This is a genomic window from Pseudomonas sp. S2_A05 (assembly GCF_054668485.1).
In genome coordinates, this window is record NZ_CP162775.1 from 3,028,726 (window position 1) to 3,052,771 (window position 24,046).

Sequence of the window (24,046 nt, forward strand, 5' to 3'; positions counted from 1 at the left end):
CGCAATGGGGGCCTTTTTGTTGCCCAAAATACCCCTGACACCACAAAACAACTGTGGGAGCGAGCCTGCTCGCGAAAGCGGTGTGTCATATAAAGATGATGTCGACTGATCCAGCGCCTTCGCGAGCAGGCTCGCTCCCACAGGGAATATCGGCGGATCAGGCAGCGCGCTCATCCCCCGGACTGCGTTCGAAGTAACGCTTGTACTCGCGGCTGAACTGCGACGTGCTCTGATACCCCACCCGATGCGCCACCTGCGCGACACCCAGCCCCTCCGCCACCAGCAGCGTCTGCGCCTTCAACAAGCGCAAACGCTTGAGATACTGCACCGGCGACAACAGTGTGCTGCGCTTGAAATGCTCATGAAACGTCGACACGCTCATGTTCGCGCAACCGGCCAGTGTCTCGACATTGAGCGGCTCGGTGTAATGCGCATGCAGATGGCTGATCGACGCCGCCACCCGGGCGAATTGCCCTTGTTGCTCGACCAACGCACGCAATACATCCGCCTGCGGCCCGCGCAACGCAACGAACAACAACTCGCGGACCCGCGCCGGGCCGAGAATCTGGCATTCCAGCGGATCGTGCAGACAGCTGAGCAGCCGCTCGACACAACCGCGCATGCCATCGTCGAGCACCACCGAGGTCATCGACTCCGGCGTCTGCGCCGGAATATGCCGACCCGGCGCCAGCCCCATGGCCAGCACCAATTCGCCGAGCAGGACGCGATCAATCGCCACCGACACACCGAGCAATGGCGCATCGGGCAAGGCAAAGGTTTCACATTCGAACGGCACCGGCAGCGCCTGGATCAGGTAATGCCCGGCGCCGTATTCCATGGTTCGTGGGCCGAGGAACGCCAGTTTGCTGCCCTGGGCGATGATCATCAGGCTCGGCTCGTAAATGTGCGGGCCACGGGCGACGTCGCAACTGGCGCGCAGGATCTGCACACCGGGCAGGCCGGTCTGGCTGTAGCCATCGCGCAGCGCCAGCGGTTCGATCAGCGAAACCAGCCGGGCATTGGCATCAAGATGACGGGTCAACTGCATCGAATAGGTCTTCGTAAAATTCACGGAAAAGTGGATGAAAACATCATCGCAGATCCGCTGACCAATGCGATCGCCGAAACCCGCATGCCGGAGGATTAGGCATGAGACCCGGAGAAATCGTCATGGCCGCACCCGCGTCTGACGGCCAGAATTCACCGCCTCACTTGTCACTGTTTTTGCGAGGTCACCCATGTACACCGCCATCGGCTATGCCGCCCAATCGGCCACCACGCCCCTCGCCCCGATGAAATTCGAACGCCGCAGCCCGCGCGCCGACGACGTGGCGATCGAAATTCTCTACTGCGGCGTCTGCCATTCCGACATCCATCAGGCACGCAACGAATGGGGCATCGCCGTTTATCCGCTGATGCCTGGCCATGAGATCGTCGGAAAAGTCACCGCAGTCGGTGCGAATGTCACCCGTCACAAGGTAGGCGATCTGGTTGGCGTAGGCTGCATGGTCGACTCCTGCCGCAGCTGCGAAGCCTGTCAGGCGAACCTCGAGCAATATTGCCTCGAAGGCCCGACCATGACCTACGCCACCCCGGATCGGGTTGATGGCAGCAACACCATGGGCGGTTACTCCGACAGCATCGTGGTCAGCGAACACTTCGTTGTGCGCATCCCCGAGAAACTCGCACTGGCCAGCGCCGCACCGATTCTCTGCGCCGGCATCACCACTTACTCGCCGCTCAAGCACTACGGCGTCAAGGCCGGTGACAAGGTCGGCATTCTTGGCATGGGTGGCCTCGGCCACATGGGCATCAAGTTCGCCAAGGCCATGGGCGCGGAAGTCACGCTGTTCACCCGTTCGGCGAGCAAGGCTGAAGAAGGTCGCCGTCAGGGCGCCGATCACGTCATCGTCTCCACCGATGCCGAGCAGATGAAGGCCGCGGCCGGCTACTTCGACTTCCTGCTCGATACCATTCCGGTGCAACACGATTTGAACCCGTACCTCGACACCCTGCGTTTCGACGGCGTGCACATTCTGGTCGGCCTGATCGAGCCAGTGAACCCGCCCGTGCACGCCGGCAAACTGGTGATGAGCCGTCGCGTACTGGCCGGCTCCCTGATCGGCGGTATCGCCGAAACCCAGGAAGTGCTGGATTTCTGCGCCGAACACAACATCACCTGCGACATCGAAATGCTCGACATCCGCCAGATCAACGAAGCCTACGCGCGGATGATTGCCGGTGACGTCAAGTACCGCTTCGTCATCGACATGGCGACGCTGAAGGCCTAAACCTTAGGGCTATACCTTCAAACCAAGCTCCGCCGACAGCCGGGTTGTGACCCCTTTGAGCAGGGGGATCAACTCGGCCATTTTTTCCAGCGGCATGTACGGCACGGTGCTGGCGATACTGATCGCCGCGACGATGCCCTTGCTCGCATCACGAATTGGCGCCGCCACACAGCGGATCGACGGTTCGTTGTCTTCCAGATCGAACGCGTAGCCACCGGCAACGTATTCGCCCATGCGCTGCTCCAGCTGCTCCCACGATTGCTGCGGATGCTGCGGCCAGAACTGACTTTTGCCACCCGCCGGCAGGCTGATGTCGTACAGCCGCCGCCAATCCTGCGGCGAATCATCGAGCATCAAGGCCTTGCCGATCCCGGTGCGTACCAGCGGCATGCGATGGCCAACCCGTGAGCGCATTTCCGGGCCGTTGCGCCCTGGATTCTTCAGCAGGTACAGCACTTCGTCGCCTTCCCTGATCCCCAAATGCACCGTGTCGCCGGTCAGCGCCGAGAGCTCGTCCAGATACGGCCCGGCCAGGGTCACCAGTGGCAACTCTTCGCGGGCCTGGAAGCCCAGTTCGATCAGTTTCGGCCCGAGCAGATAACCGATTTGCGGCACCACGCGCAGATAACGCTCGTCGACCAGACAGCTGGCCAGACGATGGGTAGTGCTGCGCGTGGTACCGATCAGCCGGGCAATCTCCTTGAGATCACGCGCGCCACTGGCCACCGCCTGCACCACACCGAGGCCGCGCAGCAGCGTCTGGGTGCCGGTGGGCGCGGCGTCCTTGGTTTTTTCCGGGGCGTCTTCCTGCATATCCAGCCTTTTTACCGTTGAGCGAAGGAACGGGCGGCATTATGGTCGCCCGACGCTGAGCACTACAACTCGATACGCTCGACCTTGCCCACCAGCAGCACGTAGGACAAGGCACCGACCAGCGCGAGCACGGCGATGTAGGTGATCGCCGGAGCGAACGAATCGCCACTGGCAAGGAAGCCGATCACAATCGGCGTAGCAATCGCCGACAGGTTGCCGATGAAGTTGAACACGCCACCGGTCAGACCGAGCAAACGCGCCGGCGCCAGCGTCGACACCAGCGACCAGGTGATCGACGCCAGCCCGTTGCCGAAAAATGCCAGGGCGAGGAAGGCAATCACCAGCGGCGTCGACTCGACAAAATTGGCGCCGATGATCGAGGTCGAAATCAGCAGCCCGCCAATGATCGGCAACTTGCGTGCGAAGCCCACGGTGTAGCCGCGCCGGATCAGGAAGTCGGAAAAGAATCCCGAGCACAACACACCGACGAAAGCGGCAAGAAATGGCAGCGATGCAAGCAGGCCGGACTTGATGAAGTCCATGCCGCGGTATTTCACCAGATAGGTCGGGAACCAGGTGAGGAAGAACCACAGCGTCGAGTTCAGACAGAACTGGCCGAGGTAGATACGCCACAACTTGCGTTTGCTGAGGACGATGCCCAGATCGGTCCAGCTGAATTTGGCTTTGACCTTGGCCGCTTCGGCCTGAATATCGACCAGCCCGCCGCCTTCGCGGATCAGGTCGATTTCCGCCTGGTTAGTGCCTTTGAAATCGCGCGGCTCGCGATACACCGCGTACCAGATCAGCGCCCAGAGAATGCCCACCGCGCCGGTGGCGACGAACACCATGTGCCAGCCGAATTCATGTTGCAGCCACGCCAGCACCGGGGTCAGGAAAGCCAGACCGACAAACTGTCCGGAAGTGTAGAAACCGATCGCCGTGGCGCGCTCGCGCTCAGGGAACCAGGTGGTGACCACGCGGCTGTTGATCGGATAGGCCGGCGCCTCCAGCGCACCGACGGCCATGCGCAGCACGAACAGGGCGATGAAGCTGCTGACGAAACCGAGCATCACCGTGGCCAGCGACCACAGCAGCAGCGCGACACTGTAAAGGATGCGCGGCGGCACGCGATCGACCAGCCAGCCGCCGGGGATCTGCATGGCAGCGTAAGTCCAGCCGAAGGCGGAGAAGATCAGACCGACGTGAACCGGATCGATGCCCAGCTCACTGGTCAGCGCCGGCGCGGCAATCGACAGGTTGCTGCGGTCGAGGTAGTTGATGACCACGGTGATGAACAGCAACACCATGATGAAAAATCGCTTGCGGCTAGGCGTGACTAAAGACGCCTGCCCGGAGAGGGTATGCGTTTGCATGAGAGATGCCTCTTTTTATGTTTGTTGAGGTCATGACGCAGATCTCCTCTCCCTGGAGATCAAACTGTGGGAGCGAGCCTGCTCGCGAAAGCGTCGGGTCAGTCACATGGATGGCGGATGTGACATTGCATTCGCGAGCAGGCTCGCTCCCACAGGGATCAGTGCTGAATCAGGAGATCACCACTCGGCAAAGCTGCCATCGGCATGGCGCCAGATCGGGTTGCGCCAGCGATGGCCGACGGCGGCACGCTCGATCACGTACTCCTCGTTGATCTCGATGCCCAGCCCCGGGCCGTTCGGAATCTTCACGAAGCCTTGGTCGTAGTCGAACACGCGCGGATCCTTCACATAGTCGAGCAAGTCGTTGCTCTCGTTGTAATGGATGCCCAGGCTCTGCTCTTGGATAAACGCGTTGTAACAAGCCGCGTCGAGTTGCAAACAGGCAGCCAGGGCGATCGGTCCCAGCGGGCAATGGAGCGCCAGCGCGACGTCGTAGGCTTCGGCCATGTTGGCGATCTTGCGGGTTTCAGTGATGCCGCCAGCGTGAGAGGCATCCGGCTGGATAATGTCGACGTAGCCTTCGCTCAACACCCGTTTAAAGTCCCAGCGCGAGAACAGCCGCTCGCCGAGGGCAATCGGCGTGCTGGTCAGCGGCGCCAGTTCTTTCAATGCTTCGTAGTTTTCGCTGAGCACCGGTTCTTCGATGAACATCAGTTTGTACGGGTCGAGCTCTTTCATCAGCACCTTGGCCATCGGCTTGTGCACGCGGCCGTGGAAGTCGACGCCGATACCGACGTTCGGCCCCACCGCATCACGCACGGCGGCAACGTTGGCCAGCGCGAGGTCGACTTTCTCGAAGGTGTCGAGGAACTGCAGTTCTTCGGTGCCGTTCATTTTTACCGCAGTGAAACCACGGCTCACTGCTTCTTTCGCCGCACGCGCGGTGTCCGCCGGACGGTCGCCGCCGATCCACGAATAGACACGAATCTTGTCGCGCACCTGGCCACCGAGCAGATCGCTGACCGACACGCCGAGGGCCTTGCCCTTGATGTCCCACAGCGCTTGGTCGATACCGGCCAGCGCGCTCATGTGAATCGCGCCGCCACGGTAGAAGCCACCGCGATAGAGCACGGTCCAGATGTCTTCGATATTGCGTGGGTCTTTGCCGATCAGGTAGTCGGACAATTCTTCCACCGCAGCAGCTACGGTATGCGCGCGCCCTTCGACCACAGGCTCGCCCCAACCGGTCACGCCCTCGTCGGTTTCGACCTTGAGGAAGCACCAGCGCGGCGGAACGATGAAGGTCGTGAGTTTGGTGATTTTCATCTCTGCTCTCTTTTGTAAATGCAGCTTTTATTAGATGCAGCGCACACAGCGCCCAAAAATTCTTAACGCAGGGCTTTCCAGGCAGTCACGTAGGCCTTGGCATTGACCGCCACCTGCTCGGGCGTCATGCCCGGTTTGAACAGACCGGAACCGAGGCCGAAACCTTTCACACCGGCATCGATAAAGGCCTGCATGTTGTCCGGTGTGATCCCGCCGACCGGCGCCAGCACCGTGCCGGCTGGCAACACCGCCAGCCAGGCCTTGACGACCGCCGGGTTCATTTGCTCGGCCGGAAACAGCTTGAGAATGTCCGCGCCCTCAGCCAGTGCGGCGAAGGCTTCGGTCGGCGTGGCCACACCCGGCGACAGGAACAGCCCCGCCGCTTTCGCCGCGCGCAATACTTTGGCATCGCTGTGCGGCATGACGATCACTTGTCCGCCAGCAGCTTTGACCTGCTCGACCTGCTCGGGGCTGAGCACCGTGCCAGCACCGATCAGGCAATCGGCGGGCAGCGCATCACGCAGGATGCGGATACTTTCGTACGGCGATGGGGAATTGAGCGGTACTTCGATGACGCGAAATCCGGCGGAATAAAGGACTTCTCCGACAGCCGCCGCTTCCTGCGGTTGCAGGCCACGCAGAATCGCGATCAGACCGTTTTGTGCCAGTGCTTGCTTGAGCATGTCAGGCCTCCAGTCAGGGTTAACGGGATGAGGAATCGATCAGTCCGGCGGCGCGCGCCAGTTGCCACAGGCCACGCTCGGTCGCCTGCTCGGCCAGCGTCACCCGAGCAAAGCCGCAGGCGTCGAGGGCGCGTTGATAGCGTGCGCACAGAAGCGCATTGCCGATGAGCACGATCGCTGGAAGATTCGCTTGATTGCGCCGGCGCCGCTGCACATTGGCGAGCGCGGCCAGCTCATGGCCGATCATCAGACCGGACAGATAATCCGCCTGAGCGCTCGGGCTCAGTTCACCGGTCAGGCCGAGGGTACGGGCGCTGAACAAGGTCGACAGCACACCGAGCTCGGCATCTGTCGACAGCGCGATTTGCACGCCGCGATCGAACGCCTGCGCATCGAAGGTCGCGCTCGGTTGTTGGGTACGGCCGAGAATGCTGTGCTCGCTGAGCACGGCAAACACTTCGCCGGTCATGAACGTGTCGAAATGGGTGATGCGGCCATCGACCACCTCCACCCACTTCGAGTGGCTGCCGTGCAGGCCGATCAGCAGATCATCACCCGCCTCGACCGGCAGACTTTGCAGCACGCCGAGGACTTGGGTTTCTTCGCCGCGCATTACATTCGGCAGACGCGAACGCTGGATCACGCCCGGGACGATATGCACCGGCGTACCGCGCAGACTGACAACGGTTTGTAGGGAATTTCCGAGATGGGCGACGTCGGCTGGCGTTTCGCAGTAAGGCGCTTCGCGCCAGCCCTGCGCACTGCCGACCATGCCGCAAGCGATCACCGGCAGATCCGGCTGCGCATCGAGCCAGTCACCACAGGCCTCGTCGAAGGCCAGTTCAAAACCATCGGCGCATTCACGGCCGTGGATGATTCGCGGGGTCTTGGGCAACTGCATGATCCCGGACGACAGCGCACGCTGCTCCAGCACCACACCGTCGGCCGCGAGTTTGTAAGCACGTAATGAGGTCGTCCCCCAATCGAGCGCGATCAATTGCGCCTGCATCGCTTCACCTGTTTTGTTTTTGGCAGTGAGTGCGATGGACTATAAACCCGAGAGACGGGAAATCTCAATATATAAATATCAATCCCACATTATGGGAAGAATCAACAGTAACGGTATCACCTCACTCGAAACGCCGCCCTTGGGCTGCAACGATGGCGATCGAATGCCGGGAAGGACCGAGTCAGGCTTGCACGGGCAAAAATGCAAGGTTCGCCATGCCGCTGCGGTCGGGAAATACTCAGGGAGACCGGCCCTCGAAAGAGGCAAGGCCGGACGGGATAGTTTTTATTTTGCAGGTCCAGTTGTCAGCAAATCCGCGCTAGGTACCCGCATAATCCTGGAAAAATACGTCTTGTATGTAGTGGAGTGGACTCTATACACACAGGAAAAGGAATCTCTGGCTTTTAAAAAGGGATCCAGTGTTTCCCCTTTCAGGCGTCTTTCTCCCCCCTCATCGTCTACCGACTCGTCAAAAATGACATCTGCCCTGTAAATTAACGAGTCCGGCGAAACCCTCTCGATAAACCCGAAGCCGGACTGTTTAATTCGATGTGCCTGAGAAAAATCAAGGTCATTTGTCAACGAGCAGACCAGCCCACGCCCTATAGACGACTTGAACAGGCCGAGAAGTTCCACGTCGGACTTGAAATAAACTTGATAAATTCCGGTAGTACGAAGCCGCTCTGTCTTTTCGTATTTGAGGTCAGCAATGGGCCGACCATGATTCAAAGAACAAGCCGAGAGCACCGACATACATATTGTCAAGATTAAAACCTTCACAGGTTGTTACCCCTTAATCCACTTGAATATTGACTCCGCTACAATCTGTCGCGCTGACTTTCCACCGGGCAAGGCGTGAGCATACATAGAGTTGGCATCTGCGTGATTGATATCGAGCCGCCCCATGACGTTCGGTCCTTCGGAGATCTCCCATTGCTCACCGAAGTCTGCAACCAGATCTGACAGGTTCCAATCGACCGCAGCTGCCCTGATATTTACCCAATACTGCGCTTTAGGCTTGGGAACCTGACGATATATTTTCGAAATACCATATACGATTTTGCCGTGTCCTACGGGATCCAGGGTCACCAAGATTTTTATTTTGAAACCGCGCTCGGTTAAAACGGCAGACAAATGAGCACCGTTCCAGCCACCCAAACTGTGGCCAATGATATAAATCGCAGTATTGCAACTTGGAATTTTTCGAATAACGTTACGCTCCAAATCCTCCTCACTCATAAATGAGTTATAACCAAGAGGCAACGTCGTACAAGATTTCTGTATTTCCAGCGCTTCGATGTCCGCGTCGACCATATCTCGCACATAGTCGACATTGTGATTGGGACCATCAACGTAATACCGTTCCTGATCGCCAGCTCCACCAACAAGAAAAACCATTGCATCGCGGATGCTTACTGTTACTTGCTTGACCGATTGATCTGTCTTGCAAGTAAGTGTATGACTCACGGGATCCCTTGTCGCCATTGGCGGTGGTGGAGCCTCTGCTGTAGCACTTCCATTTGCCATCTCTAATTACTCCACAAATAATTTAATCGTCTCAGCCAGGTGAGAACTGACGGTATGGGTAAATCCCGCCGCATCCGTCACGCCAGACTCTTCACTGCCGTCACCCCGCTGAATGATGTAAGGGTGATAAGAGACCGGCTCTCCGGTGTCCTGATTGACTACTTGCAACCTGTCAGTGAAATGCACCGGCATCGGCAACAGCCCACTAAATGCGGCCCCTCCCCCACTTTGGCCGATGATCACCGTGCCCGAGCCACCGATCACGACATTGCCATGCCCACCAGTGCTATCGAGCATCGCGGCGTTCAGGCCGTTAATGAAAACAGTGCCGGAGACCGCTCCGGTGATAGGGCTGCCACACGCTGATTTATCGGTCATGCGTGCAGCAGCGAGGCCGTCGAAGAATACGTCCGGCGAGCCGGAGACAATCGGGTTGGTGCCGTGACCTGGCAGTGGGCAGGCGGTTGGGTCGGTGACGCGAGCTGCGGGTTTACCACTCAATTCAAAGCTCCTTGCTTAAGGGGTGCCGGGGATGGCTGATAGATGTCGATGTCGGTCGCGGCAAAGCGCCAGCGATTATCGACCGGGTCGAACAGAGCATGACAATGCTCACGGCTTTCAGGTGATGTCGCGGTTTGTATGGCACGCCAGGCTTCGTTGGCTTGCCAACTCAACTCGGCAGGCGTTGCATCATCAAGTTCGTTGAGCCAGGCGTTGTAGTTGCGCAGGTGATTGCGCTCGAAAGTCGATTGCAGCAACTCGACCATTTCCACGCCAAGGTCCAGATGATGCCTGGAGGTCCAGCGCCCCACTTCGGAGTAGACGTGCCAGCCCATCGGGATCAACGCACCGTTTTTCAACAGAGAATGGCCGGCGAGAGCGACGAAGCCGCAACAGATGTGCAGCATCAGCCAGCCTTGATGGGCGTCGATAATCGCTGTGGGATCAAAGGTTCTCAGCGCTACCACGCGGTAGTCGCCAAGGTCGGCACTGCGCGTCATCAACTCGGCGTCGAGCCGCGACACGAAAGCCCGAATAGCCAGGCCGCCGGTGCGCTGGGCCATGCAGAGAATTTCGACAGCCTGTCGATTCGGGTCGTCAGAAGAGCCGGTAGTTTTCACCAGACCATACAGACGCATAGACGCCTGCAGTCCGCTCATAGCTGGTCACTCATTGACGCAGCGAGGGCTCCACAGGCGCGGAGAAATTTTGCCAGATGCATTGCAGGTGTCGTCCGTGAGCGCGCAAAAATGGCGCACAGAATGCCGGACCAGAGCGGTGGCGACAACTGAATCAGCAGTAGATTGCCATCATTGTGCTCAGCCCTCGGCAAACTCTCGCAACACCTTGCCATCCATGCGATACCGCACCCATTCCTCCTGCGGTTGTGCGCCGAGAGATTTGTAGAATTCGATGGCTGGGGTGTTCCATTCCAGCACGCTCCATTCGAAGCGGCCGCAGTCGTTGGCGCAGGCGATTTTCGCCAGGTGGCGCAGCAGGGTTTTGCCGGCGCCGCCACCGCGTTGTTCGGGGGTGATGTAAAGGTCTTCGAGGTACAGGCAGTTGCTGCCCAGCCAGGTTGAATAACTGAAGAAGAACACCGCGAAGCCGATCGGCAAGCCGTCGCGCAGGCAAATCAGGCCATGGGCGGTCGCGCCTTCGCCGAACAGGCTGCGTTCGATGTCGGCGACGCTGGCGATGACTTCGTGACGGGCCTTTTCGAAATCTGCCAGTTCGGTGATGAAGGCGAGGATTTGCGGCGCATCGCTGGGGGTCGCCGGGCGGATTTCGATCGTCATGGACGGGCCTTGTCTGCAAATTAAAGCGCCATACTAAGGCGCGCAGCGGCGCTCGTCACATGGCAAACATACTGACCTGCCCGATCGGGCGAACGCCGTTGCCCCTGTGGGAGCGAGCCTGCTCGCGAACGCGTCCTTCCAGTCAGCCTCGAGTCAACTGACAAAATGCCTTCGCGAGCAGGCTCGCTCCCACAGTTGATAGCGCACGTTCTGAAAGGATGCTTATGACCGTTAACTGTTTTGCACCGATGGAAACACTAAAGATCGGCATCGTCTGAACAGCAGACACGCGACCCCGGAGAAGACCGTTCGTCGATCATCAGGCACCAATCCGTCATCAGGGCTGACCAACCCAGTGTAAGGATTCCAATCACTGGAGAAGCCCTATGATCTCGTCAAGGTTGACCGCTTTAGTCTTCAGCGCCCTGCTCTGCCCTGCGGTGTTCGCCGCCTCGTCCACGGCAGCGGGCACTGGCCCTACCGATCCGACCCCGCCACGCGCGCCCGCCATCAACAGTGCTCCCGGTATGAATACCGATGGTTCCGGCGTGCCGCTGATCAATCAGCCACCCGCCACCGGCACCGATCCGCGCACACAAGGCAGCGATCCGGGCCGTCAGGGTGGCATGAACACGCCTGACTCTCCTGCCACTCCGCCTGACAATGCCGGCCCCGGTGTCGGCTCGAAAACCACCACCGGTGGCTCCGGTTCCGAAGGTGCCGGTCAGTAGTTCGCCGACGCGAGCGCCCTATTCACTCCCATGAAGAGGTAACCATGAACGTCGACAAAGACCTGGAAAAAGAAGTTCTCACCCGCCTGCTGCACGCGCATCCCAACGGCTTGGGCAAGGAGGTGCTGGACAATTACCGGGGCGAGAAAGTCGTGGCCAGCGCCCTCGCCGCCCTGCAGGATCGCGGGCTGATTCACCATGGTCATGTGACCTGCAGCGAAGCCGGTGAGCACTCGCTGAACCTGCCGATCAAGCTCAGTTCAGCCGGGGTTGAAGCGGCGAAGAAACTCGATAGCTGACGCTGGTTGGGGCTGCGGATCTTCGACTTCGAACGGGTGATTCGTCTCGAGTGATTCGCAGCCTTCGGCGTAACGCGGCACATCCTGACGCAAGGAGAAATCCCATGCCTCGTGGAAGCAAAGACAAATACACCAGCGAACAGAAGCGCAAAGCCGAGCACATCGAAGACAGCTACGAGAAAAAGGGCGTGTCGAAAGATGAAGCTGAGGCGCGTGCCTGGGCGACGGTGAACAAGCAATCCGGCGGTGGCGAAAAGTCCGGCGGCTCAGGGCGCAAGAAGCCTGCAAGTGCCAAGTCGGAAGAGCGCAAAGAGTCATCCCGCCGCGCGGTGGCTAGCCGCAAGGGCCATTCACGCGATAGCGAGACTTCGAAGGATACGCAGACTGTCGATAGCCTGATGAAGGAAGCCCGAGCGAAGAATATTCCGGGACGCTCTTCGATGCGCAAGCAGGAGTTGATTGAGGCGTTGCGCAAGGCAGGTTAAGTCTGATGGCCTCATCGCTGGCAAGCCAGCTCCCACAGATTTTTCGGGTAGTTGCACTATTACACTTACACACGAAGACCCTGTGGGAGCTGGCTTGCCAGCGATTGCGGTGCATCAGTCGCCGCAGGATTCGCGGATAAACGCATCCACCTCACCCGCCCCCGGCGATGTCGCCGGCCCCCAGCGCGTCACCGCCAGCGCCGCCGCAGCATTCGCCCGCCGCGCCGCTTCCAGTGCATCCAGCCCCTGCGCCAATCCGGCCACAAACACCCCGGCATGCGCATCACCGGCGCCATTGCTGTCCACTGCATTGACAGCAAACCCCGGCACTTGTCGACGCTCGCCGCGCTGTTGAATCCAGCAACCCTGCGGCCCGTCGCGCACCACCATCAGCACACTTTCCGGCAGCAGTTCCGCGAGGCGATCCATCGCTATACCAATCTCATCGGCTCCGGTAAACCGCAGCGCCTCGACACTGTTGCTGGTCCACACATTGATGCGCGGCAGCAACGCCTGCATCATCGGCGCGTCAGGTGACTCCACCAACGGTCCCGGGTCGAACACCACATTGACCGACGCCGGCAGCGCCAGCGTCCAGTCGAGCAACGCCTGCGCCTTGCCCTCGTGCAGCAGACTGTAACCGCTGAGATAAACGTAATCGCCGGGCTCGGCAGCCACACTGTTCAAATCGTCTTCGGTCACCTCACCTTCAGCGCCGATGTAGGAAATGAAACTGCGTTCAGCCGACGCATCGGTCAGCGCCACGCACAGACCGGTATCGCGCTCGGCCGGTTCGCGGATGCCGATGCAGATACCTTCCGCCTGCATCGCTTGGCGCGCCAGGTCACCGAAACGCCCCGTGCCATGGCGACCGAGGTAAACCACCGGCAGACCGTTACGCACCGCAGCGGCCATCACGTTGAAACCGCCGCCCGCTTCGAAACCGGCCGACTGCGCCAGCACATCACCGCCAATCTGCGGCAGTTTATCCACGGCCATGACCAGGTCGATGATGACCTGGCCGGTGTGCAACATCTTAGGCATGAGCATTCTCGGTTTGCGCGGCGCGGCGATCTTTCGCACCGCCAAGTATCAGGTAAATGCCACCGGCGACGACGAAGGTCACGATCCAGCCGAGGCCGTTGTGGCCCAGCCAGGAGTCGGACAGAAAGCCCTTGAACCAGACGTTTTCTGCCGTGGTGCCGATGGTGGTGAAGCTGAAACCAAGGACGATGGCGATCGCCCAGGCACCAAACGCGCGCCACTCGATGCCGCCGCGATACCAGTAGGCGCTGCTCGGGCTGACATCGAGCAGGTCTTTGGGGCTGTAGTAGTGACGGTGAATCAGATCGACCACGAAGATCCCCACCCATGCGGTGATCGGCACTGCCAGCAGGGAAATGAAGGTAATGAACGGGCCGTAGAAACTGTCGGCGATCAGCATGAAGTAGATCGAGCCGGCGAAGATCGCGACGATGTCGACCACTACCGCGTAGACGCGTTTGACCTTGAGGCCCAGGGTCAGCGTGGTCAGGCCGGCGGAATATACCGACAGGTTGTTCGACAGCAGCAGGCCGCCGAACGCGGTGATCAAGTACGGCACGGCCATCCAGGTCGGCAGCATGTCGCGAATCGCCACGATCGGGTCAGTCGCCGACGCCAGGTCATTGTTGCCCACCGACAACAAGCCGCCGAGGGTGATCAGCAGCACCAGCGGAATCCCTGCGCCGAACGCCGCCGACGCCACCAGGCGCACTGCCTTGACGCTGCGATGCTGATAGCGCGACATGTCGGCACCAGCGTTGGCCCAACCGATACCAGTGCCGGCGGCCATGGTGCCGATGCCGATGATCATTGCGCTCAGCGGTGCTGGCGTGGCGTTGAACACCGCACTCCAGTCGATCGTCGCGCAGAGGAAGCCACCGACGAGAATGTTCAGCGCACCGAACACATAGGTCGCCCACTTCTGGATCACCAGCAAAGTCGCGTGGCCGAGGCCGGACACTGACAAGGTCAGCAGGACGAAGATGGCGATAAAGATCAGCGTCAGTACCGGCGCACTTTTCGCCTCGACCGGCGAGCCGAACAGGATCGAGCACAGCGACAGCAGGACAAACGCCGCAGTGGTGGTGTTGACGGTTTCCCAACCCAGACGCGACATCAGCGAAACCAGCGTCGGGCCGATGTTGCCGCGCACGCCGAAAATTGCCCGGGACAGCGTCAGGCTCGGCGCGCGGCCACGGCGCCCGGCAATCGAGATGATCCCGACCACGGCAAACGAACCGGCGGCACCGAGGATGGCGACGATGATCGCCTGCCAGATCGCCAGCCCGCGAAACGCCACCAGCGTGGCTCCCAGCGGCAGGCCAAGGATGGAAATATTGGCCGCAAACCAGACCCAGAACAGTTGCAGCGGATGGCCGTTGCACTCGGCTTCCGGCACCGGCTCGATGCCCCGGGTTTCCAGTTGCCCGACGCTTTGCCCGGCGGTTGATGAACTCATGAAGATGCTCCTGTTTGCCTTTTTTGTGGTTGTGGCAATGATGCAAAACGACAAGACAACCGGCCTTCCGAGGCCTGTCTGTGCGATCCATTGCTGTGTGAATTCTTTAGAAATGCGCCGCCCCTTTCGCGAGCAGGCTCGCTCCCACAAGCAAATGCATTCCAATTGTGGGAGCGAGCCTGCTCGCGAAGAGGCCAGCCAGTCAACGCAAGGCCAACAGCCCCTGCACCAACGGTTCCAGCTCAAGTTGATTAACGACTTTCACCGTTTCGATCATCGGCTGCGGCCAGCACTCAAGACCCAGGCAGGCCCCGAGCATGGCGCCGAGAATCGCCGCGATGGTATCCGTGTCGCCGCCGAGACTGGCGGCCATGCACAACGCCTCGAATGCCGTCATCTCGCCGATGGCCACTTGCTGGGCCAGGGCGAATGAGACCACCACCGACTCCTGCGACGCCACCGATGTACCGATCACGTCGTAGAGCAGATCGGCGAGCAGTGCTTTGTCACTGTCGACGCTGATACTGCGCGCCCAACTGATGCGCGAGGCGATGCGCCCGCCAGCGACCCAATGCCCGTGGGCTTCGGCTTGCTGGGCAATCTGCTGGCCGAGGTTCAGCGCCTCGCCCAGATCGACGCCGTTGATGCCAGCGGAAACCACCGCCGCCACCGCTGCTGCACTGGAAATCCCCAGCGTGGTGTTATGCGTCACCTGGCAAGCCTGCACGACCGCCGCAATGAAGCGCTGCGGATCGGCCACGTTCGCGGCAATGCCCACCGGGGTGATGCGCATCGCCGCGCCATTGGTGGTGCCGTAACGCCCGGCTTCTTCCGGGGAATGCCCGGCGAGGATCATTTCAATAGCGCGTTTGGTCGAGGGGCCGAGCAAGTCCTGCGAGCCTTTGGCCTGCATCTCGGCTTCCCATTCGATCAAGCGCTGGGCGAGGACCGCCGGCTCGATACGGCCGTGACCTTCGACCAATAATTCGCCGACCAGGATCGCCTGCTCGGTGTCATCGGTGATCGAGCCTTTGGGCATGTTCGCGGCGATCGGTTGCAAGGGACCTGCGTCCTGCAAATCAGTGATCTGGCCGAAGCGCGCCTTGATCGTTTCACGATCAAGCGACTGCGTCGGCATGCCCAACGCATCACCCAGAGCCAGACCATAGAAAGCGCCAAGCGCACGGTTGAGCGCGGTCATTTCGATTCTCCGAATTGCAGGTGCAGACGAAAGTGCACCGGGTCAAGCAGGCTTTCGACCTGTTCCATGAAACGGTTCTGCCGGTCGTAGGTGGTGCGCAGGGCTTTGAGAAACACCGTGCCGACCGGTCGACCAAGCAGCTCAGCGTCTTCGGCATTCAGCGGCTCGGCGCCGATCCACTGATCGCCGCGCTCACCGATATAGCCGTAGGCGGCCAGGGTGATGGTTAGGGAATTGTCGATCAGGCCGACGCGAGGCAGGCTTTCCAGGCCGCCGTTGGCCGGCATCAAGGATCGTTCCAGAGACACCAGCGTACCGTCGGTGGCGCGCCGGCGACGGTCGAGGGTGATGAATTGATCGGTGCCGAAACGCACCAGCAGATCCGGGCGAGTCACGGCTTCGAGGCGCAACACTTCGGTATTGATCAGCGCCCCGCTGTCGGCCAATGCCTGCGCCCAGCCGCTGCGCTGATCCAGCGCGACACCGTCGAAAGTGACGATGGAACCGACACCGCTCTGCGTGGCGATGTAATTACGCCGCTTCAGTTCGGCCAGCGCCTCACGCAAGGTGCCACGGCTGACCTGGAATTCTTGAGCCAACTGATGTTCGCCGGGCAACAGAAAGCCGTCCTCCATGAGGCCGCTTTCGATGCGTCGGACGAGCTCGTCGACCACCCGTTGTTTCTTGTCGAATCGTACCTGTCTAATCATGTACAAATTGATAACCGAAACGAGGCGTGGCGGGCAACAAAAATTTGAGGGAGGTGACCGGTGGAGAGAGCAAAATCAAGAGCCCCTCACCCTAGCCCTCTCCCGGAGGGAGAGGGAACTGATTGGGGAGTGCTCAGGAAATGCGCCGAACTGATGTTGCTTTAGCGAATCCACAATCGACCCGATCTTTCAGGTCGATGTACAACGCAAGACACCTCGGTCGGCCCCCACTCCCTTTGGGAGAGGGAACTGATTGGGGAGTGCTCAGGAAATGCGCCGAACTGATGTTGCTTTAGAGAATCCACAATCGACCCGAACTTTCAGGTCGATGTAGAACGCAAGACACCTCGGTCGGCCCCCACTCCCTTTGGGAGAGGGACTGATTGGGGAGTGCTCAGGAAATGCGCCGAACTGATGTTGCTTTAGCGAATCCACAATCGACCCGATCTTTCAGGTCGATGTACAACGCAAGACACCTCGGTCGGCCCCCACTCCCTTTGGGAGAGGGAACTGATTGGGGAGTGCTCAGGAAATGCGCCGAACTGATGTTGCTTTAGCGAATCCACAATCGACCCGATATTTCAGGTCGATGTAGAACGCAAGACACCTCGGTCGGCCCCCTCTCCCTTTGGGAGAGGGCTGGGGTGAGGGGTAGCTTTTGACGTTACCGTTGTTTCAAGCGGTCAATGACCACGGCCAGCAACAGAATCGAACCACGAATCACATACTGATAAAACGTATCGATGTTCTTCAGGTTCATCGCATTCTCGATGATCGCCAGAATCAACACCCCGGCAATCACGTGGCGAATCATGCCGATGCCGCCACTCAACGAAACTCCGCCCAGCACGCAAGCCGAGATCACTGTCAGTTCAAAACCCTGACCAATCATCGGCTGCCCGGAAGTCATCCGCGAGGCCAGAATCACACCCGCCAGCGCACCGATCAAACCATGCACGGCGAAGATGATGATCTTGGTGCGGTCGACGTTGACGCCCGCCAGCAGCGCCGCTTCCTGGTTGCCACCGATGGCCATGGTGTTGCGCCCATAGGTGGTGTAGTTCAGCAGCCAGCCGAAAAACAGGAAGCAGACAATAGTGATCAGGATCGGCACCGGCACACCGAACAGCTGGCCATTGCCGAAAACAAAGAACGATTCCTGCGAAACGCCGACTGCCTTGCCGTTGGCAAAGATATAGGCCAGGCCGCGCACAATCTGCATGGTCGCCAGCGTTGTAATCAAGGCATTGACGCGCAACTTGGCAATCACGATGCCGTTGATCAGCCCGACGATCAGGCCCATCGCCAACGCCGCGCTGACCCCGAGAAATACACTGTTGGTGTCACGCATTACCACTGCCGCGACCACGCCGGCACAGGCGATCACTGAGCCGACCGAGAGGTCGAAGTGTCCGGATGCCAGGCAATAAAGCATGGTGCACGCGGCGATGCCGGTGGTGGAAATCGCCAGACCCAGGCCACGCATGTTCAGCGGCGAGAGGAAGTTGTCGATCAGCAGTGTGCAGGCGACAAAGATGCCGATCGCCGCCAGCAGCATGACCCAGTCATCGAGGAAGCGCCGCATGTCCAGCGGTTTGCGCTCGGTCGGCAGGGTTTCGTTTTGCGTAGTCATCATAGTCACCTCTCAGTTCGCCACGCCGTCAGCGCGGTGGCGTGGCAAAGCCAGTTGCAGCAGGTTGGATTCATTGGCCTGGTCGCGGCTGACTTCGCCGCGCAGGGCGCCTTCGCACAGCACAAGGATGCGGTCGGAAATGCCCATCACTTCCATCAGATCGCTGGACACCACGATCACCGAAATACCGTCGGCGGCGAGGTTATGAATGATCTGGTAGATCTCAGCCTTGGCGCCGATGTCGATGCCACGGGTCGGTTCGTCGAGCAGCAGGACTTTCATCGGCATCGACAGCCAGCGGCCGAGAATGGCTTTCTGCTGGTTGCCTCCGGAAAGGAACTTGATCTGCTGGCCGGCGTGCGGGGTTTTCACTTTCAGGGCCTTGATCTGCTTGTCAGCGTTGCCCTTTTCCCACAAGCCGCGAATCAGGCAGCCGAGCCCGGAATGCGCACCGCGGGCACTGATATTGATGTTCTCGGCGACGCTGGCCAGCGGGATGATGCCTTCTTTCTTGCGATCTTCCGGGCAGAGCAGAATGCCGGCGGCAATCGCATCACGGGGCGAGCGCAGTTTCAGCTCATGGCCGCGCAGTTCGAGACGGCCAGCGGTGTTGCGCTCCAGGCCGCTGAGCAGGCGAAACAGCTCGGTGCGCCCTGCCCCGACCAGCCCGAACAGGCCAAGGATTTCGCCTTTGTGCGCTTCGAAACTGATCGGCTCGCGCAAGCCCGGACCGAGCAAGCCGTCGACCTTCAGCGCCACGGCACCGCGCGGGCGATGGCGGTAATCGTAGATATCCTGAATGTCGCGACCGACCATGCAGGTCACCAGTTGATCGTGGGTCAACTGGCTCATGTCCTCGAAGGTACGCACGTAGCGGCCGTCCTTGAACACGGTGACGGCGTCGCAAATACGGAAAACTTCTTCCATGCGATGGGACACGTAGAGCACCACTTTGCCTTCGTCGCGCAGGCGCCCGATGATCGCCATCAAGCGATCGATCTCGCGCGCCGAGAGGCTGCTGGTCGGTTCGTCGAAAGCGATGACGTGAGCGCCGCGCGACAGCGCTTTGGCGATTTCCACCAGTTGCCGCTGACCCAGCGACAAGCGTCCGACCTTGGTTTGCGGATCGATTTCGTCCGCCAGCCCCTTCAGGCAATTCAAGGCTTTCTGGCGCAGCTCACTGCGATTGATCAGGCCGAAACTGGCCGGCAGATGGCCAAGAAACAGGTTTTCGGCCACGGTCATTTCCGGGACCAGATGCAGTTCCTGGTGAATCACCGCGACGCCGCTGCCGATGCTGTCGGCGGTGGACTTGAACGCCATCGCCTGCTCGCCGATCTGCAGCTCGCCGCTGCTCGGAATGTAAGCACCACCGAGAATCTTCAGCAGGGTCGATTTGCCCGCGCCGTTCTCGCCCATCAGGGCATGAACCTGGCCGGGGTGGGCGACGAAGCTGATGCCGTCGAGCGCTTTCACGCCGGGAAAGGTCTTGCCGATCCCGTTGAAGCGCAGGCTGCCGCTGGCGCCGTGTTGTTCTTGTGTCTGTACTTGCGCGTGCATAAAGCCACCTCTTCACACCGAAAGACGGCCCGGCTGCCCGGGCCGTCGCTGCCTCAGTTCCACAAGCCGATTTTTTCCAGCTCTTGCTTGAAGTTTTCGCGGGTGATCAGGGTGACGTCATCCATGGCGGTGTACTTCGGCGGCTCTTTGCCGGCGGTGATCCACTCGTACATCATCTCGGCGGTCTTGTAGCCTTCGATGTGCGGGCTTGGCAGCATCGAACCGAAGAAGCCGCTGTTAGGCTTTTTCAACTCGCCGATGGCGTCGGTGCCGTTGATGCCGATGCCGATCACGTTGCTCGCGGCAAAACCGGCCGCTTCGGTGGCGCGCACGCCGCCGAGCACGGTGTTGTCGTTCATGCCGCCGATGATCAGGTTTTTCGCCGCGCTCGGCAGTTTCACCAGCGCCGAGTTGGTGGCGTCCATGCTGCCCGGTACGTCGAGGGTTTTCAGCGCGGCGAAGAGGATATGGTCCTCCGGCATGCCGGCCTTCTTCAGGGCATCGACCGAACCGTCGGTGCGCTTCTTGCCGGTGTCGAGTTCGTTGTAGGTGTTGACCACCGCGTAGGTGTCTTTCCAGTCCCAGTTACGCTTCTTCGCTTCGGCAGCCATGGCGGCGCCCTGCTTCTGGCCGACTTCAAACGCGGCCATGCCCAGGTACGGCACGTCTTCCATGAACTTGCCGTTGGCATCGACAAAACGGTCGTCGACGGCAATCACTTTCAGGTCGTTGATCTTGGCTTTGGCCATGATCGCCGGGCCGAGGGACACGTCAGGCGGGCAGATCACAAAACCCTTGGCGCCGTTGGCGGCCAGGCTGTCGATCGCCGAGAGGGTCTTCTCGCCATCCGGCACCGCGATCTTGATCAGTTCAAAGCCTTTGTCCTTGGCGGCTTTTTCGGCAAAAGCCCATTCGGTCTGGAACCACGGTTCTTCGGCCTGCTTGACCAGAAAACCGATCTTCACCGCGTCGGCGGCGAGCAGCGCACTGCTCAGGCTGAACGCAGTGACCGCCAGGGCAGTGCTGCACAGGGTACGAATCCCGAAACGACGTTTCATCAGATGACTCCTTGTTATTTTTTTTGAGCAAGGTTTGGAAAGCGTTGAAGCGTGTTCTCAGTGAAGCTGTTTGAAAATAGTCATATCGTATGATGATTGGATTGCAAGCGTAGTTCAGCGCTGGAAATCCGCTTTATTCAGTCGTGGTACATCACCGAGCGGCCGCCATCGATGGTGATGCACGATGCGTTGATGAACGGTGCTTCATCGCTGGCCAGAAACACTGCCGTCATGGCCACTTCGATCGGCTGGCCGATGCGCTTGGGCGGGTGCAGGTCAAAGGCGCGCCGCCGTTCGGCGTGCGGATCGGCAAAGCCGTTCCAGTAGTCGACGTTCAGCTGCGTTTCGATGTAGCCCGGCGCGATAGCGTTAACGCGAATGCCCTTGGCCGCGTATTCGATGCCGAGCGCGCGGGTCAGGCCGAGCAAGCCGTGCTTGGCCACCGGGTACGGGAAGCAACCGGGAATGATCTGGCTGGAATGGGTCGAGGCGATGTTGATAATGCTGCCCACGCCCTGCTCGATCATCTGCGGCAGCACCGCTTTGCAGCCATACCAGGCGCCGTCCAGGTCAATGGCGAAGCAGCGGCGCCAGTCTTCTTCGGTCATCTGCAAAGGATCGCGGAACACATTGACCCCGGCGCAGTTGACCAGCACATCGATGCGGCCATGCAATTCCACGGCGCGTCGGGCCAGGGCATGCAGATCCTGCTGATTCGATACGTCGACCTTGAGCGCCTGCACGTCATGGCCCTGATCGCGCCAGTGAGCGGCGACCTGCTCGACCTTGTCGGCCTGGATGTCGCTGATGAGTAATCTGGCTTGCTGCGCGGCGAAGGCGGCGACAATCGCTTCGCCGATGCCCTGAGCGGCCCCGGTCAGCAGCACGACCTTGTTTTTCAGACGCTCGCCTTTCGGCGGGGCCGACACTTGCGGCAATGTCAGCGCTTCAGCCATGGCTCAGGCCTCCCGCACGCAGGCGCAAAAAAACCGGCCATCGGTGGATGTCCGGTTCTGACGGCTGGGAAAAACAGACAGGCATGCGTCGTCAACGGCATTGAGCCGTGACGAAAGGCGGATCCCGCTGGCGCGGGCAACAAGAATTCGCTGCATCACTTCACCTGTTTTGTTCTTTTTAAGTGTGAGTGCGTGTTACTGCTGGAGCCGACTATAAACCCGACCGCCAAATAATCTCAATATATAATTTCGCATCCCATATTTTGGGATTTAACCAGCAAAACGCGTACAGAGTTTTCCTGCAACGTCGACGCGCATGCTCAGCACCGCGCCATCCAATGGATGATTCAGTGGACTCTTGGCGCTGGTGATGAATAAGGTTTTCAAGTCTTCGCCACCGAAAACGCAACTGGTCGGGCGACTGACCGGCAGATCGATTTTGCGATCCACCTGCCCGTCCGGCGTCAGGCGCAGCAGGCAACTGCCGTCCCAGCGTGCATTCCACACGTAGCCTTCGGCGTCCATCGCCGAGCCATCGGGACCACCGTGTTGATCGGACGAGTAGAACACCTGCGGCGCATCGAGACTGCCGTCGGTGCGGATGAAATATCGATTGAGCGTGCTGTCGAGACTTTCACCAAACAGCAGCGTGGTGCCGTCGTCGCTCCACAACAAGGTATTGGGAATGCCCAGGCCGAGCAGCAGCGGTGTGACGCGCTGATCGGGATCGATACGGAACAGGCCACCGGAACGGCGCACCAGCGGCAGATCCTCACCGTGCTCGCCGATGTTGTTCTGCATGGTGCCCAACCACAACCGGCCCAAGGCATCGCAACGGGCTTCGTTGGGCCGGTTGCCCGGTTGCGGGTCGGCGACACAGAACAGCGTCAAACGTGGCTCGAGGCCAGGCGAATCGAGATCGAGGCGGTAGACACCACTGGTCAATGTCACCAGCGCATCGCCGCTGGCGCAGGGAATGAAGGCGGAGATGTGCTCGGGCATCTGCCAGATCTGCACGTTCTGGCCGATCAGGCGCAACGCTTGTTTACCGGCGATATCGACCCAGTACAACGCCTGGGTCGGCGCATCCCAGAACGGGCCTTCGCCGAGTTGCGCGCGGTGTTGGGTCAGGGCGGTGCAGGTCATCTGGAATCCTTCATGTTCTTGTTGTTTCCAATGTGGGAGCGAGCCTGCTCGCGAAAGCGGCGTGTCAGTCAATGATGATGCATCTGACCTGACGCATTCGCGAGCAGGCTCGCTCCCACAGGGAATTTTCGGTCTTAGCTGGCTTTGCGGTCCGCCATGACTTTCGGGTAAAAGCGTTTTATCGCCAGATCGGCATTGTCGATCAAGGTCATGCACGCCCACACGCCACGGGTCGAATCGCGCGCGGCGATGGCATCGGCCATGTCTTTATGGATCGGCAAGGTGCGGCGCAGTTCATCGGGGTCGGCGGCGGAGACTTCGAACGACACCGCCAGCAACGCGCCGAGGGCCGGGACCATTTGTTCGATGAACTGATTATGGCTGGCGGCCAGGATGCATTCGTGGAAAGCCTGGTCGGCACGGTTGTAATCAACGCCGCTGTCGACTGCACGTTCCAGCGCATTGAAAGCCAGTTGTACCGCTTCGATCTGCTCCGGTGTCGCCCGCTCACAGGCCCAGCGCACCGCCATCGGCTCAATGGTGCGGCGCAAATCCAGCAGGTCATCGACGAAGTTTTCCGGCAACCCATTGCGCGATAGCCAACCGACCACCTGCGGATCGAACAGATTCCAGCGCCGTACTGGCAACACCCGCGTGCCGACTTTCGGACCGACTTCGAGCATGCCTTTGGCGACGAGGGTTTTGATTGCTTCGCGGATCACCGTGCGGCTGACGCCAAGCTGCTCGCCCAGATCCGCCTCGACCTTGATAGTCTGCCCCGGCTTGACCTGACCGGCCGCAATCCAACTGCCCAGCCAGTCAACGGTCGACGCATGAAAGCTGCTGGACATATACACCTCAAGGCGAATCGCGATGGGTGCCTACGCTAATCATCATACGAATAACAGTCAATCGGATTTTTTCAGCTTGCGCAAACCATTGT

Annotated in this window: 24 protein-coding genes; 4 read left to right on the plus strand and 20 right to left on the minus strand. The window is 60.0% G+C overall.

The window, feature by feature from the left end; translation table 11 throughout:
* Window positions 1-157 precede the first annotated feature (157 nt).
* Window positions 158-1,048, minus strand: a complete 891-nt coding sequence (locus AB4O12_RS13740) for an AraC family transcriptional regulator (protein ID WP_016770956.1) — start codon at window positions 1,046-1,048, stop codon at window positions 158-160.
* A 190-nt stretch (window positions 1,049-1,238) separates the two neighbouring features.
* Between AB4O12_RS13740 and AB4O12_RS13745 the strand changes: the two genes are divergently transcribed.
* The gene (locus tag AB4O12_RS13745; protein WP_016770957.1) at window positions 1,239-2,291 is read left to right on the plus strand and encodes an NAD(P)-dependent alcohol dehydrogenase; all 1,053 of its coding nucleotides are present in this window, start codon (window positions 1,239-1,241) and stop codon (window positions 2,289-2,291) included.
* Window positions 2,292-2,300: 9 nt separating this feature from the next.
* Here the strand turns inward: AB4O12_RS13745 and AB4O12_RS13750 are convergent, their stop codons facing one another.
* The 9 genes from AB4O12_RS13750 to AB4O12_RS13790 all read right to left on the minus strand — a co-directional run bounded on the left by AB4O12_RS13750 (window position 2,301) and on the right by AB4O12_RS13790 (window position 10,821).
* The gene (locus tag AB4O12_RS13750; RefSeq protein WP_016770958.1) at window positions 2,301-3,104 is read right to left on the minus strand and encodes an IclR family transcriptional regulator; all 804 of its coding nucleotides are present in this window, start codon (window positions 3,102-3,104) and stop codon (window positions 2,301-2,303) included.
* Window positions 3,105-3,166: 62 nt separating this feature from the next.
* The gene (locus AB4O12_RS13755) at window positions 3,167-4,477 is read right to left on the minus strand and encodes an MFS transporter (protein WP_460058760.1); all 1,311 of its coding nucleotides are present in this window, start codon (window positions 4,475-4,477) and stop codon (window positions 3,167-3,169) included.
* A 177-nt stretch (window positions 4,478-4,654) separates the two neighbouring features.
* Window positions 4,655-5,803 carry a galactonate dehydratase gene (gene dgoD / locus AB4O12_RS13760; protein ID WP_016770960.1) on the minus strand — a complete coding sequence of 383 codons (1,149 nt, stop codon included), beginning with the start codon at window positions 5,801-5,803 and terminating at the stop codon, window positions 4,655-4,657.
* 62 nt (window positions 5,804-5,865) lie between these two features.
* Window positions 5,866-6,486: a 2-dehydro-3-deoxy-6-phosphogalactonate aldolase gene (locus AB4O12_RS13765; RefSeq protein ID WP_460058762.1), complete on the minus strand. Its 621-nt coding sequence runs from the start codon at window positions 6,484-6,486 to the stop codon at window positions 5,866-5,868.
* 19 nt (window positions 6,487-6,505) lie between these two features.
* Window positions 6,506-7,495, minus strand: coding sequence for a 2-dehydro-3-deoxygalactonokinase (locus AB4O12_RS13770; RefSeq protein WP_460058764.1), 990 nt, complete (start codon window positions 7,493-7,495; stop codon window positions 6,506-6,508).
* Window positions 7,496-8,281: 786 nt separating this feature from the next.
* Window positions 8,282-9,022 carry an alpha/beta hydrolase gene (locus AB4O12_RS13775; protein ID WP_150742567.1) on the minus strand — a complete coding sequence of 247 codons (741 nt, stop codon included), beginning with the start codon at window positions 9,020-9,022 and terminating at the stop codon, window positions 8,282-8,284.
* Between the two features lie 6 nt (window positions 9,023-9,028).
* Complete coding sequence (locus AB4O12_RS13780) at window positions 9,029-9,523, minus strand: PAAR domain-containing protein (protein ID WP_039760120.1); 495 nt, start codon at window positions 9,521-9,523, stop codon at window positions 9,029-9,031.
* Window positions 9,520-10,182 (minus strand): hypothetical protein, encoded by a 663-nt coding sequence (locus AB4O12_RS13785; protein ID WP_150742568.1) that lies wholly within the window; start codon window positions 10,180-10,182, stop codon window positions 9,520-9,522. Before AB4O12_RS13785 ends, AB4O12_RS13780 begins: the two co-directional genes overlap by 4 nt.
* 159 nt (window positions 10,183-10,341) lie before the next feature.
* Window positions 10,342-10,821, minus strand: coding sequence for a GNAT family N-acetyltransferase (locus tag AB4O12_RS13790; RefSeq protein WP_041479417.1), 480 nt, complete (start codon window positions 10,819-10,821; stop codon window positions 10,342-10,344).
* 386 nt (window positions 10,822-11,207) lie between these two features.
* On the opposite strand from AB4O12_RS13790, the gene AB4O12_RS13795 reads away from it, so the two are divergent.
* The 3 genes from AB4O12_RS13795 to AB4O12_RS13805 all read left to right on the plus strand — a co-directional run bounded on the left by AB4O12_RS13795 (window position 11,208) and on the right by AB4O12_RS13805 (window position 12,336).
* The gene (locus AB4O12_RS13795) at window positions 11,208-11,552 is read left to right on the plus strand and encodes a hypothetical protein (protein WP_041479419.1); all 345 of its coding nucleotides are present in this window, start codon (window positions 11,208-11,210) and stop codon (window positions 11,550-11,552) included.
* Window positions 11,553-11,596: 44 nt separating this feature from the next.
* The gene (locus AB4O12_RS13800) at window positions 11,597-11,851 is read left to right on the plus strand and encodes a hypothetical protein (protein WP_041479421.1); all 255 of its coding nucleotides are present in this window, start codon (window positions 11,597-11,599) and stop codon (window positions 11,849-11,851) included.
* Between the two features lie 104 nt (window positions 11,852-11,955).
* Window positions 11,956-12,336 (plus strand): Rho termination factor N-terminal domain-containing protein, encoded by a 381-nt coding sequence (locus tag AB4O12_RS13805; protein WP_095182257.1) that lies wholly within the window; start codon window positions 11,956-11,958, stop codon window positions 12,334-12,336.
* Window positions 12,337-12,450: 114 nt separating this feature from the next.
* Here AB4O12_RS13805 and AB4O12_RS13810 read toward each other — a convergent pair whose 3' ends face one another.
* The 10 genes from AB4O12_RS13810 to AB4O12_RS13855 all read right to left on the minus strand — a co-directional run bounded on the left by AB4O12_RS13810 (window position 12,451) and on the right by AB4O12_RS13855 (window position 23,954).
* Window positions 12,451-13,380, minus strand: a complete 930-nt coding sequence (locus AB4O12_RS13810) for a PfkB family carbohydrate kinase (protein ID WP_460058768.1) — start codon at window positions 13,378-13,380, stop codon at window positions 12,451-12,453.
* A complete protein-coding gene (locus tag AB4O12_RS13815; protein ID WP_457262363.1) occupies window positions 13,373-14,839 on the minus strand; it encodes a purine-cytosine permease family protein in 1,467 nt (488 codons plus the stop codon). The genes AB4O12_RS13810 and AB4O12_RS13815 overlap by 8 nt, the downstream gene beginning before the upstream one ends.
* Before the next feature lie 202 nt (window positions 14,840-15,041).
* A complete protein-coding gene (locus AB4O12_RS13820; protein WP_150637654.1) occupies window positions 15,042-16,040 on the minus strand; it encodes an ADP-ribosylglycohydrolase family protein in 999 nt (332 codons plus the stop codon).
* On the minus strand, window positions 16,037-16,750 hold the full coding sequence (locus AB4O12_RS13825) for a GntR family transcriptional regulator (protein ID WP_016770970.1): 714 nt from the start codon (window positions 16,748-16,750) through the stop codon (window positions 16,037-16,039). The genes AB4O12_RS13820 and AB4O12_RS13825 overlap by 4 nt, the downstream gene beginning before the upstream one ends.
* Before the next feature lie 664 nt (window positions 16,751-17,414).
* Window positions 17,415-18,383: an L-arabinose ABC transporter permease AraH gene (gene araH / locus AB4O12_RS13830; RefSeq protein WP_101156425.1), complete on the minus strand. Its 969-nt coding sequence runs from the start codon at window positions 18,381-18,383 to the stop codon at window positions 17,415-17,417.
* 12 nt (window positions 18,384-18,395) lie between these two features.
* Window positions 18,396-19,943 (minus strand): L-arabinose ABC transporter ATP-binding protein AraG, encoded by a 1,548-nt coding sequence (araG, locus tag AB4O12_RS13835; protein WP_016770972.1) that lies wholly within the window; start codon window positions 19,941-19,943, stop codon window positions 18,396-18,398.
* A 53-nt stretch (window positions 19,944-19,996) separates the two neighbouring features.
* A complete protein-coding gene (locus AB4O12_RS13840; protein ID WP_016770973.1) occupies window positions 19,997-21,001 on the minus strand; it encodes a substrate-binding domain-containing protein in 1,005 nt (334 codons plus the stop codon).
* 137 nt (window positions 21,002-21,138) lie between these two features.
* The gene (locus AB4O12_RS13845) at window positions 21,139-21,957 is read right to left on the minus strand and encodes an SDR family oxidoreductase (RefSeq protein ID WP_460058773.1); all 819 of its coding nucleotides are present in this window, start codon (window positions 21,955-21,957) and stop codon (window positions 21,139-21,141) included.
* A 270-nt stretch (window positions 21,958-22,227) separates the two neighbouring features.
* Window positions 22,228-23,103 carry an SMP-30/gluconolactonase/LRE family protein gene (locus tag AB4O12_RS13850; protein ID WP_056788268.1) on the minus strand — a complete coding sequence of 292 codons (876 nt, stop codon included), beginning with the start codon at window positions 23,101-23,103 and terminating at the stop codon, window positions 22,228-22,230.
* Between the two features lie 134 nt (window positions 23,104-23,237).
* Window positions 23,238-23,954 carry a FadR/GntR family transcriptional regulator gene (locus tag AB4O12_RS13855; protein ID WP_041479437.1) on the minus strand — a complete coding sequence of 239 codons (717 nt, stop codon included), beginning with the start codon at window positions 23,952-23,954 and terminating at the stop codon, window positions 23,238-23,240.
* Window positions 23,955-24,046: the final 92 nt, after the last annotated feature.